Here is a 12,539-nt window from a genome sequence, read left to right on the forward strand (position 1 = left end):
ACCTATCTGTATCTTGAAGGAATTAAGCTTTTTTCTTATTAAACTAAAGACGCAGGATAGTTGAATAAGAATCGAGAAAGATACTTATAAAGAAAAGGTAGGTGGGCTTTATTGAAGAAAAAACTCTACGTCCTTTTTTGTATCCTATTTCTCGTAAATATTTCTGTTGTTTTTGCGAAACAAGAAGTACCTAACCAAGATTTTATTAATAAGTATTTTTTTGATAATTCAGCTAGCCAAATGGCTGAAACAAAGAAGAATATCAATCCACCTTTTTTGGGACAATTGGTGAAACATTCATTAGAGCATAATGATGTCCAAAACATTAAAGTTGAAAATAATTCTGGACTTCAGCGTGTATTCAGTATCAATGATGGTTTTCAAGAACGTGTACTCAGAAAAGTGGTTTACTGGCTTAATAACTCTGTCCGAGTGAATGGAACAATCGAGGTACCTTTAGATAATCCATCCAATAAATTGACCTTAAAAATGGCAAATGATGATGTAATCACCATTGAACCCGCATATATATGTGTTGTTGACAATAAACGCAAAACCTGCACGGCTAAAGAAGGGGAATTAATCGTTTCGGAAAATGGACAACAAGTGCAATTAAAGTCACAATCTCTTTATGATTGGCTCATGGTTGGCTGGAGAAAAGAATCGGACGGACCTACTAAAGAAGAGGTACTTGAAGAAGCATTGTTTACACGGTATTTATCTCATTTGGGCCCATCTTATTCAGAATTTTTCATGTGTCCAAAAATCAAAATTGAACCCATTAATGGAGATCCTAGGAGACATCTCATTTTTGCCAGTGCTTTAAACTATTCAGGACACCACGGTGGAGATTATGATAAACTTACTTTTTCTGTAAGGGACTCTAACCTAACAGGGTTACAAGTGACAAACGTAAAAATAAAGAAACATATTTCGCAAGAAGAAAGCGAAAAACAATGCCGAACGTTTGATTAAATATAGTTCTTACGAAAGGGGTGTTTCTTTCAGCGAAGGGAACTATTTCTTTTTATTTGAGTTATTTCATTAAATCAAAGTGATAATAAGTTTGTGAAAGATTGTACTTAAGCTAACGGGTGCTTAGTAGAAGAGTTTAGAGGCTTACTTTTATTTAAACAGAGATAAATTTATTAAGATTTCTCGATTTAATGAATCTTTTAAGAAGAATGATAAGGATTGGGGTTTGGATTCATTAGATCAAAAGTAAATAAATTCTTCATATAGTGAAATATTTAGTATGTTAAATGATGAGTTGAATCTAAAAACCCAAGAACATTTTTGTATTTTTCGAAACACTTAAAAGAAATTTGGCCAGGCTATTTTGAAAGTGTTTTAAAGAAGTATTAACACCAGGATTTTCCATTGCGTGCAGCATTTTTAATCCTTATTGCTTATATTTTTTATCCAACTAAGTGTGAGGAACGTACATTTAATAACTACTATGCCAATGATGATCTCACAGAGGATTTTCTAAAGTCTGTTAGAGGACATGTTAGGTGGATTACCCCAAATTATATAAGACATGAAAATGAATATGTTGAAACTTATAAATTGTATGATGTAATACCTTTTGCAACACTATTTTTCAATCCATATCCTGACACGTTACGAAAAAGCAAAGAAAACTGAGATGATGAACAAGGGAGTTGAAAATTAATAGGTGAACATTAAATAAATTCAACCAAATTGTAAGTTCGGAAAATTTGCCGTGGATATGTCAAGGGAATTAGAAACACATTATAAAGAAGGCGTTTTAGTATGGATATAAATGTAACGGCGGAAGTATATAGGTTAGGGGTTTTAATAGGACTTTATACTGTCCAGAATGTGATTAAATGGGCTGATAATGTTATTGAAAGTCTTGATAATCCACCTTATGAAATAATTGAAATATCATTGTCTTCACAGGAAAAACCCGTTGATGTCTGTTCGAAATTAAAATTGTTCAACGGAGATTTAAACGACCTTCCTTCTAAGATATTACTCGGACTACTTTACGAATATTATCTTTCAGCCAATAACTTATCAGAAATTTTTTCAATGTTAACTCGATTAAGTGACCATTTACAGTTAGAAGAAAGTAATAAGTGGATAGAGGTTGAAATGATTTACTTATCGGATGCTTTTTATTTAGCAGATCAAAATATATATGGTGATTTGAAAGAAGTGGGTAACAATTTTAAGAATTATTTATCTCAGTTCGAAGATTATGTAAAATATTTATCCGTATAGTGGCTTTTATGAATTACATTAAGCTGAAATATGATTGGGAAACCCTGATAGATGATAGGGTTTCCCTAAAATTCATTTGAAAAACAACATTAAACATTAATACAACCATATCCTGTTTAATAGTAGTTGTAATTACTTTGATAAAATTTCTACTATATAACGTACCTGTCCGAAACGAGTTTTATAAATATATAATTTTTTTGCTGGAGCACCATTTATAAAAAAACTACGTGCGCCCCAGAAAGTGCCGCAAAATGTGCCCCAGTTAAATACATTTAAATACACTTATATAGAAAGGTATAAAAATTTCCGATTTGTAAATCATTGATGTTATGCACATCAAAAAATTAAATACATTAGGTTAGAAATCAAGGTCATAAGTTATGCTTATTGAAAAAGATAATATTAATGTAATTTACTTATGAATATTAATGCGTTATCATGGGTATTGGAGAAAAGATGCTTTAAATTTTTTTAATAGGCCTTTTCAAAAAGATATTTAGGGGGATCCGCAAATGGCACAAGGTAATTTACACAACAGCCGCGCATCATTCGAAGTTAATGGTAAAACTTATAATTATTATGACTTAGCTGCGATTGAAAAAGCTGGCGTTGCAAAAGTTTCAAACCTTCCTTACTCAATCAAAGTATTATTAGAATCTGTTTTACGTCAATATGATGCATATGTTATCAAAGAAGAGCACGTAAACGAATTAGCAAAATGGGGTAACGGTGCAGATCCAGAAGCAGAAGTACCATTCAAACCTTCTCGCGTTGTATTACAAGACTTTACTGGTGTACCAGTAGTAGTTGACCTTGCATCTCTTCGTTCAGCAATGAAAGAAATGGGCGGCGACCCAAGCAAAATCAACCCTGCTATTCCAGTTGACCTTGTAATTGACCACTCAGTACAAGTTGACAAATACGGTAATGCATCTGCATTAGCAGCAAACATGGACCTTGAATTCGAACGTAACGCTGAGCGTTATAACTTCTTAAAATGGGCTCAAACTGCTTACAATAACTTCCGTGCTGTACCACCAGCAACTGGTATCGTTCACCAAGTAAACTTAGAGTATTTAGCTCCAGTTGTACACGTAAACGAAAATACTGACGGTACATTCGAAACATTCCCAGACTCAGTAGTAGGTACTGACTCACATACAACAATGATCAACGGTATCGGCGTTCTTGGATGGGGCGTTGGTGGTATCGAAGCTGAAGCAGGTATGCTTGGTCAACCTTCATACTTCCCAATCCCAGAAGTTATTGGTGTTAAATTAGTTGGCGATCTTCCAAATGGAACTACTGCTACTGACTTAGCATTAAAAGTAACTCAAGTATTACGTCAACGTGGCGTAGTTGGTAAATTCGTTGAGTTCTTCGGACCTGGCGTAACTAAATTACCACTAGCTGACCGTGCGACAATCTCTAACATGGCTCCTGAATATGGTGCTACATGTGGTTTCTTCGCAATTGACGAAGAATCATTAAACTACATGCGTTTAACTGGTCGTGACGAAGAGCACATCGCGGTTGTAGAATCTTACTTAAAAGCTAACCACATGTTCTTCGATCCAACTTTAGAGCCAGTTTACACTGACGTATTAGAAGTAAACTTAGCTGAAATCGAACCAAACCTTTCTGGTCCGAAACGTCCACAAGACTTAATTCCACTATCTCAAATGCGTACTCGTTACAAAGAAGCAGTAGTGGCACCACAAGGTACACAAGGTTTCGGTTTAACTGATGCTGAATTCGCTAAAACATCTGTAGCTAAATTTGCTGAAGGTGATGTAGAAATCCCAACAGGTGCTGTAGCAATCGCTGCAATCACTTCTTGTACAAATACATCTAACCCATACGTTTTAATCGCTGCTGGTTTAGTTGCGAAAAAAGCTGTAGAAAAAGGTCTAACAGTTCCTAAATGGGTAAAAACTTCTTTAGCACCAGGTTCTAAAGTAGTAACTGGTTACCTTGAAGATTCAGGTTTACAAACATACCTTGACCAAATCGGTTTCAACACTGTAGGTTACGGTTGTACAACATGTATCGGTAACTCAGGTCCATTACTTCCTGAAATCGAAGAAGCTATCAAAGAGGAAGACTTATTCGTAACTTCAGTTCTTTCTGGTAACCGTAACTTCGAAGGTCGTGTACACCCACTTGTAAAAGCTAACTACTTAGCTTCTCCACCACTTGTTGTTGCTTATGCACTTGCTGGTACTGTGGATGTTGACCTACAAAAAGATTCATTCGGTAAAGACAAAGATGGCAACGAAGTATTCTTCGCTGATATCTGGCCTACAACTGAAGAAGTTAACGCTGTATTAGGTACTGTAGTTAACCGTGAATTATTCCAAAAAGAATACGAAACTGTATTCACAGCGAACGAAAAATGGAATGCAATTGAAACATCAACTGAGTCTCTATACACATTTGATGACAAATCAACTTACATCCAAAACCCACCATTCTTCCAAGGTCTTGCGAAAGAGCCAGAAGCTATTAAAGGCTTAGACGGCTTACGTATTATGGCGAAGTTCGGTGACTCAATTACAACTGACCATATTTCTCCAGCTGGTGCAATCGGTAAAGAAACACCTGCAGGTAAATATTTAATCGAAAACGGTGTTGCAATCCGTGACTTCAACTCATACGGTTCTCGTCGTGGTAACCACGAAGTTATGATGCGTGGTACATTTGCAAACATCCGTATCCGTAACCAAGTTGCTCCTGGTACAGAGGGTGGATTCACTACTTACTGGCCAACAGGCGAAGTAGAGTACATCTATGACGCATGTATGAAATACCAAGAGCAAGGTACTGGCTTAGTAGTACTTGCTGGTAACGACTATGGTATGGGTTCTTCTCGTGACTGGGCTGCGAAAGGTACATTCCTACTTGGCGTGAAAACTGTTATCGCACAATCTTACGAGCGTATCCACCGTTCTAACTTAGTAATGATGGGTGTTCTTCCACTTCAATTTATGCCAGGTGACTCTGCTGAAACTTTAGGCTTAACTGGTAAAGAAGAAATCTCTGTTAACATTACTGACAGCGTAAAACCACGTGAAATCTTAACAGTTACTGCAAAATCTGAAGACGGTTCAGTTAAAACTTTCCAAGCTTTAGCTCGTTTCGACTCAGAAGTAGAAGTAGACTACTACCGTCACGGTGGTATCCTACAAATGGTTCTTCGCGCAAAAGCTGCTGAGTAATCATTTAAATATAAAAACCGATCTCTTTGGAGGTCGGTTTTTGTCTATACATAGAGAAAAATTCGTATTGGGAGGGCTTTGTTTTGCACAAAGATGAACTAAAAGAACGGGCTTTATCAATGGTCCCATTAACAAGTCATTATAAACTAATGATAGAAGAGTATTCTGAAGATAAGATTGTGATGTTTTCGTGGGCAAATGAACAACAAGATGAAAGTATGACTGTTGAATTAGATTGCACTGGAAACCTCATATACTTATCAATTGAAAAAAATGATTCTGTTTCTGAGGCGGATTCTTTATCTTTTGATGAAAAAAGAAAAAGTGCCGAACAATTTTTACTTAGTCATTATCCATCTGCTCTGGAAGATTTAACATTTTCAAAAGCTAAAGAATTATCTGGAGTGGATCTCTTTTATTTTGAACAAATTGTCATGGATATACCGCTAAAACAAGCTGGTTGTTTAATAGGTGTTGATGCATTAGGAAATATTGTTCGATTTAGATACAACGGAGTGAAAACGAGTCCTGGAATCCCTTCACAGCTAGTTTCTAAGAAAGCCTTAATGGAACATGTACGAAATACATTAATGCTACAACTAGTGATTACAAAACTAAGTCATGATGTTTACAATGTGAAGAAAGACGGACTTCATCTAGTTTATGAAGTAAATTCAATTTTTAAGTATCATGCAGATTCTCTAGAACCATCATTAACGATTATTCATGATGAAAATGAGCCTGAAAGTTATGCTGCTCTTCCTTCTTTGCCAACTAACTTAGTTGCCAAAGAATTTACGAATGAAGCAATCATTGGTATAACAGATGAACTAGAGCTGATTCGAGAAGTGGACATGGGACCAGAGATAGGGATTGTGTGGCGTAAGCGGGATTGGGAGATGAGCGATAAAGATTTATCGATAAATAGCTTTTTTAAAATGCGGGCAGAAGATACAGTAAAAGCTATGATTTCAAAGAAAACTGGTAAAATACGAAGCTTTGGTTGGATGCATGAACGTTTAGGAAATCTACAGCTTAGTCAAGAAGCATGTTATCAAATAGCAATAGACTTTTTACTGAAAATAATTCCTGATTACTATCCGTATCTTCAACGATTAATTCAAGAAGATGAGGAAGAGGATGAAAGAAAATCAAAAACATTTATATTCCATGCCCATAATCAAGGTATATCTATTCTTGAAATGGTTATCGTCGTTGTTAATCGTATAACAGGTCAGATTGATTATTATAGTGGACCAAATTTTGATATGGATGAACTTAGCCAAATTCCTACAGTTCCAGCAATTTCTACGGAAGAGGCGTATCGTCAATTTCTAGAAAATGTCGATTTTCAATTGGCTTGGGACAAAAATTACGATGATGAAAAAGAATCTTATCACCTTGTCTTTCAAGCTTGTGATCGGCATACTAGATCACCTATCCGGTATATTGACGCGACTACTGGCGCAATTATTGTCAGTAATGTTTAACTTTTAATTGAATTGTTTTTTGTTGGATGATGAGTAATCATATAAAATATAAAACCGATTTCCTGGGAAGTCGGTTTTTTTTTCCATTCCTGTCAAAATGAAATGGTCAGTATAGAAATCAATCAAATAACGGAGAGAACTCTGAAATTGCGAATAGAACTATGAGTGATGGATAGAACCTCCGAAATGGTGGATAGAACTGCTGAAATGATGGATAGGACTGCGAAAATCGTGGATAGAACTGCCGAAATGATGGATAGGAACGCCAAAGTGACAGATAGGACCATCGAAGCGATGGAAAGAACGGTCAAACCGACGGAAAGAATCTCCAACGAAGGAAGGTCCCATCGAAGTGACGGAAAGAATCATCAGAGCGACGGATGGAACCATCAAACCAACGGAAAGAAATGCTAAAGGACGGAAAGACTCACCCTGAAAAGAAGGATAGAAACACAAAATAGCGATTCTAACCATCAAAGTGACGAATAGGATCATCAAATCCATAGTTAGAACCGTAATTATTAAACAAGTTTAAATACTAAATTTGTTTGTTCTTCAAACTATAAAACTGTAAACAAATTGCGAATGACATAGAGATAACGGCGAAATAAATCAATGTTATTGTTCCCATCTGTAAGGACAATACAATTCCACCTAAGCTTGCACCAATTGCGCTGCCTAAATAATTTACAGAACTGTTTAATGCCACTGCCGAACTCCCGTTGTTCGGCTGATATGATAGAAAAATATGTTGTTGAGGGGCTACACATGCCCAACCCATTGCTCCCCAGACAAAGAACGGTAAGTACTTTAATATATGTAAGTTAATCATTAATGGTAAACAAATTATGGATAAAGTTAAAGTAAATAAAATGATTGTAACCAAAGTTTTTGGTTTTCCGAAATAGTCGATTAAGTAACCGATCATTATACTTCCGACCAGTCCACCGAATCCCCATGCCCAAAGATATATCGTTAAGTTACTTGAGCTTGCTATTTCTTGTAATAGGGGAGATAGATATGTATACAATCCTAGGCTTGCAACACTGGCGAAAAATGTTATACCTACAGTTATAGTTACTCTTTTATCGAGGAACATCTTTAATCGTTCGTTAAGTGCAGGGAGAGGCGTTGTTGGAAAATCGGGCAGGAAAATATACATACATAAAACAGCAATGACACCGATCATAACTAATAGCCAAAGTGTTACTTTCCAATCAAATAAGTTTGATATATAGATGCCTAAGGGAACGCCAAGCACTGTTCCCATACTCATTCCTCCAATAGTCAACCCTAGAGCGCTCCCTCTCTTTTTACTAGAAACGAACTTTGAAGAGGCCGCAACAGCTAATGGTGAAAATAAACCGGCACCTGTCCCTGCAATTGCTCTCGATAGTAGAAGAATAGAATAGGTCGGTGCTAAAGCTGTAATGCTATTCGCTATTGTGAAGATAAGCATTGACCATATTAAGATTTTTTTTATTGGTTTTCCGGCGAGTAAAGAAGAAAATAACGGCGCTGAGATAGCGTAAAATAATGTAAAAATGCTCACAGCCTGGCCGACTTGTGATGTGCTTTTTTGATACGTATCACTAATTCCTGGAAGAAGACCTGCAATTACATAGGCATCAAAGCCAAGTGCAAACATACCGAATGATAATAATAAAACATTTTTCATATATTGAACCTCCATAAAATATTAAAGATGTTAAGTATAGACGACCTATAACGTTATGTTATAATCGAAGCACCTTTTATATTTAATAGGTTACTAGAAAAACAAGAATATGGAACAATGACTATTTTATAAGGGTATAACAAATCGTTATAGGATGTGAAGGAATATAATGAATGTAGAATGGTTACACAGTTTTATTGCTGCAGCCAATCAGAAAAGTTTTTCAAAAGCTGCTCAAATCACTAATCTTTCTCAACCGGCACTAAGTAAACATATACGAAACTTAGAGAATAATCTTGGCATCGAGCTATTTCTTAGGACATCCATTGGTATTGAATTAACTGAGGCTGGCGAACGTTTTTACACTCGCATTACACCAGTTTTGACTGAAATAACAGCTATTCGTGAAGAATTACAGCAATTTAGTCAGAGCAACCCAATTGCAATTGGTGGTCTGCCTAGCTTAGCAACTTACTATTTGCCAAACAAGATGAATGAACTTAAGCAACTAGATCGGCCTATAACATTAATGATTCAAAATACTTCAAATGAACTGTTGCAATCTTTACAAAAAGGTAGACTTGATGCAGTCTTTGTGGATGTGAAATATTCCGAAGAATCTTTGTGGAGTTGCGAGTTGTTTACGGAGCCTTACTATGCTGTATTTCCGTTGAATCATCGTTTTAATACAAGAACAGCAGTGGATCTGGAAGAATTGTGTGAGGAGCCGCTTATTGTTCATCAAGCTCCTTGTGATTCAAGGAAGGATATAGTAGAACAAATACAAGCGCTTGGCTATAAGCCTAATATCAAAAGTGAAGTGAACTTTGGCGATTTTATTTTTGGGGCTGTAACGTCTGGTATGGGGATTACAATTGTACCAGAGTTACTGGCTAAAAATATCGGTCATCTTCAGCTTTTTGCCTTACCAATTAATAATTTTGGGAGAACTAGAACAATTTCATTGGTTACGAAAAATAAAGAATTTGGAGCGAAATTATATCAATTAATATCAAATTAAATAGAATGAAGCTGTCTCAACTAAACGCCTTGAGACAGCTTCAATTTTTTATGAGTTAAACCCCATTAAATCCTTTACCTTTTTTGTATTTTCCGCAGAGGTCAGCATTTCCAGTAAGTTGAATGCAACGTCGAATGCAGTGCCAGGATTTGAAGATGTAATCATATGTCCAGTTCGAACAATCCGTTCATTCCCGATATCTGCACCATAAGATTGTAGTTGAGCTAATCGTTTACTAGTTGGATGATTATAAGTTGTAGCTTTTCGATTATGTAGTATTCCGCTATGACCTAGAATTAGGGAAGCTACACAAATCGTAGCAATAGGTTTTTTATGTTCATCAAAATGACGAACAACTGCCTGAAATTCCTCACTAAAGGCATCATCATAAAAGCCAGCTTCCTCAAAGCCTCCAGGAATCGCTAGAGCATCAAAGTCCTCTAATGAAATTTCGTGAAGTAACTTTTCTGGGGTAACGTTAAAATTCCATGTACATTGCAATTGTTGATGCAATCCTACTGTCACGACCTCTGTTGTGCCATCGCCTTCCCACTTATTCCAGCCAAGTACATCTGTAAAAACACTCGCTTCTACAGCTTCAAATCCATTTGCTAATAGTAATAATATTTTTTTCATGTTGTTTTGCCTCCTTTTGTACGTTTAATTGTAGTGAATAAAGCTTTACAATTACAGAAGCTGTATAATGTAATTTGAATGATTTGCTTTATAATAAAAGGAATTTTAATTAATCTAATTTATAAAAAAAGGTGGATACATATGGACCAAATAGATACTGAAATTTTACAGCAATTGCAGCAAAATGCAAAAATCTCAATGAAGGAATTAGCGGCGACGGTTCATTTATCGTCTCCAGCTGTAATTGAACGTGTAAGAAAACTGGAAGAGCAGGGGATTATTGAAGGTTATAGAGCAAAAGTAAATTTAAAAAAGATCAATCGTGATATTCAAGCTATTATTTTATTTAAATCAATTGATTGTAAAAGTCTTTCGAATTTTTGTAACGCACATCCCGATGTTCTTGAATGCTATCGGGTAGCGGGGGAAATTAGTTATATTGTAAAAATTGCAACTAATTCAGTGGAAACATTAGAGCAATTTATCGATGATGCGATGCCGTATGGAACGCCATCAACAAATATTGTGCTGTCTTCAACTGAAAAAGGGGTCATAACACCTTTTTTCGATAAAAATTTAGAAGAATGAGTCCAGAACTGCTCGGGTAAGGAAGAGATCAGCAATTAATACATCCTCAGAAAACCCAAAATCAAGAATTTAATTTAAAAAAATACAAAAAAGCAAACCTCTATACTATGAGCACCGTTTATAGGGCAGAGAGGGGGAGAGATGTTGCTTGAAATTAAAGAACTCGAAGAAATAATGCAGCAGCATACAGAAAGGCTCATCCAACTTGCCTTTTATTACGTCAAGGATTTACAAAGTGCCGAAGATATCGTGCAAGATGTATTTATTAAATTTTACGATAATCAGCAAAACTATGAAGAAAGAGGAGAATTACGGGCCTATTTATCGAGGCTCGTCATTAACAAAAGTAAAGACTATTTACGCAGTTGGACATACCGTAAAATACAAGTGCAACAGAAGATTTTTGCCAAGCAGGCTGTCACGAGAAGGGACATGCTAGTGCAGCAAGACGAACAAACTTTAATCGAAAACGCCATCTTAGCACTACCATTAAAACAACGTGAGGTCCTCATCTATTTTTATTTTGAGGAAATGCCTGTTATTGAAATTGCCGAGCTTTTAAGTATCCCGGAGAGTACAGTGAAAACAAGACTACGTCGTGGACGAGAGCTATTAAAGCCAAAGCTTCAGCATATTGAATGGGAGGTCCTACTGCATGAGTAAAGTCGATGTGAGGGTATTAAAGGATTTAACCGAAAGCAAAAAACGTGTTATGACCAATGTTGTAAAGCATTTAGAACAGCGTGAGATGAAAAAAAGGTCTTGGCGTTGGCAGTATAGTGTAATGTCTATAATATTGACAGTTTGTATTGGCATATTTTTGTATACCCAATTCAGTGGAAGTCAGGAGCAATCAGCAAGTATACCAATTGTTTTTGATGAAAAGTTATTAAAGTTCTCTCTGGGAATAGATCCTGAGGAAAAGGATCCAATATTAACGTCTGATGAAAAACTAGAATTTGAATCCTATTTAGAGTTGGAATCTTTATATGCTTACGCACAATCAAAGGGGATAGTACCTACTCAAGAAAAAATAGATAAAGAGCTTGAAACATTGATTGAACTTAGTATAAATGAGAACAATGCGAAATTCACGGAACAATTGGAGAAGGTGAATCTTACAAAAGAAGAATATATTGAACAATATACTAAACCAATGAATTATAAATATACTACTATCAATTCACTATTAGATCAGGAAAAAAATCAATACAAAGACGTAGAAAGAATGATGCTACTTTTCCTAGTGGAAAGAGATGCTTTGAACTATTTTGAAGAACATTATAGTCAAGAAATAGCATACCTACGTGAAAAATATGATATTCCAGTGGGCGAAAAAGGAATCTATTCAAAACGTGGGGCAGTCGTAGCAATCAAAGAACATGAATTTTTAGTCGTTTCACATGCTGATGAATCAAATATTGGGAAATTATCAATAGATGAAATCGTACAAAAACATGGTAATGGTACGTGGTTCCCATTAATTGATGTTCCTAAAACATTGTCACCTGGGGATTATGTAGAAGTTAAATATAGCAGGGATCCCAGGAAAAATGCTGATTCTATAATAAGGATTGCGGATTTAGATAGCATGGAAATACTGGAAGAATACCCATGAATCAAGGCTAGACATTCAAAAGCTTCAAGAATGTCTA

The 12,539-nt window shown here is 35.9% G+C and carries 11 protein-coding genes; 8 read left to right on the top strand and 3 right to left on the bottom strand.

Annotated elements, in window-relative coordinates; translation table 11 throughout:
* Positions 1–111 precede the first annotated feature (111 nt).
* From ACB089_RS11570 to ACB089_RS11585, 4 genes are all read left to right on the top strand, one after another.
* A complete protein-coding gene (locus ACB089_RS11570; RefSeq protein ID WP_374966528.1) occupies positions 112–975 on the top strand; it encodes a hypothetical protein in 864 nt (287 codons plus the stop codon).
* An 801-nt stretch (positions 976–1,776) separates the two neighbouring features.
* Positions 1,777–2,250, top strand: a complete 474-nt coding sequence (locus tag ACB089_RS11575) for a hypothetical protein (RefSeq protein ID WP_374966529.1) — start codon at positions 1,777–1,779, stop codon at positions 2,248–2,250.
* Positions 2,251–2,765: 515 nt separating this feature from the next.
* Positions 2,766–5,471, top strand: coding sequence for an aconitate hydratase AcnA (gene acnA / locus ACB089_RS11580; RefSeq protein WP_374966530.1), 2,706 nt, complete (start codon positions 2,766–2,768; stop codon positions 5,469–5,471).
* A gap of 83 nt (positions 5,472–5,554) precedes the next feature.
* The gene (locus ACB089_RS11585; protein WP_374966531.1) at positions 5,555–6,961 is read left to right on the top strand and encodes a YcdB/YcdC domain-containing protein; all 1,407 of its coding nucleotides are present in this window, start codon (positions 5,555–5,557) and stop codon (positions 6,959–6,961) included.
* Between the two features lie 159 nt (positions 6,962–7,120).
* Here the strand turns inward: ACB089_RS11585 and ACB089_RS11590 are convergent, their stop codons facing one another.
* Positions 7,121–7,465 carry a hypothetical protein gene (locus tag ACB089_RS11590; protein ID WP_374966532.1) on the bottom strand — a complete coding sequence of 115 codons (345 nt, stop codon included), beginning with the start codon at positions 7,463–7,465 and terminating at the stop codon, positions 7,121–7,123.
* Between the two features lie 34 nt (positions 7,466–7,499).
* Entirely contained in the window at positions 7,500–8,639 is a 1,140-nt protein-coding gene (locus tag ACB089_RS11595) for an MFS transporter (protein ID WP_374966533.1), read from the bottom strand.
* Between the two features lie 169 nt (positions 8,640–8,808).
* On the opposite strand from ACB089_RS11595, the gene ACB089_RS11600 reads away from it, so the two are divergent.
* Positions 8,809–9,660, top strand: a complete 852-nt coding sequence (locus ACB089_RS11600) for a LysR family transcriptional regulator (protein ID WP_374966534.1) — start codon at positions 8,809–8,811, stop codon at positions 9,658–9,660.
* Positions 9,661–9,708: 48 nt separating this feature from the next.
* Here the strand turns inward: ACB089_RS11600 and ACB089_RS11605 are convergent, their stop codons facing one another.
* Complete coding sequence (locus ACB089_RS11605; RefSeq protein WP_374966535.1) at positions 9,709–10,296, bottom strand: DJ-1/PfpI family protein; 588 nt, start codon at positions 10,294–10,296, stop codon at positions 9,709–9,711.
* A gap of 141 nt (positions 10,297–10,437) precedes the next feature.
* Here ACB089_RS11605 and ACB089_RS11610 point away from each other — a divergent pair, with 141 nt between their 5' ends.
* The 3 genes from ACB089_RS11610 (at position 10,438) to ACB089_RS11620 (ending at position 12,502) form a co-directional block, all read left to right on the top strand.
* Positions 10,438–10,884: an Lrp/AsnC family transcriptional regulator gene (locus ACB089_RS11610; RefSeq protein WP_374966536.1), complete on the top strand. Its 447-nt coding sequence runs from the start codon at positions 10,438–10,440 to the stop codon at positions 10,882–10,884.
* Positions 10,885–11,025: 141 nt separating this feature from the next.
* Complete coding sequence (locus tag ACB089_RS11615) at positions 11,026–11,547, top strand: sigma-70 family RNA polymerase sigma factor (RefSeq protein ID WP_374966537.1); 522 nt, start codon at positions 11,026–11,028, stop codon at positions 11,545–11,547.
* Positions 11,540–12,502, top strand: a complete 963-nt coding sequence (locus ACB089_RS11620) for a hypothetical protein (protein WP_374966538.1) — start codon at positions 11,540–11,542, stop codon at positions 12,500–12,502. The genes ACB089_RS11615 and ACB089_RS11620 overlap by 8 nt, the downstream gene beginning before the upstream one ends.
* Positions 12,503–12,539 lie beyond the last annotated feature (37 nt).

This window comes from Lysinibacillus sp. RS10 (assembly GCF_041956855.1).
Lineage (GTDB): Bacteria > Bacillota > Bacilli > Bacillales_A > Planococcaceae > Lysinibacillus > Lysinibacillus xylanilyticus_A.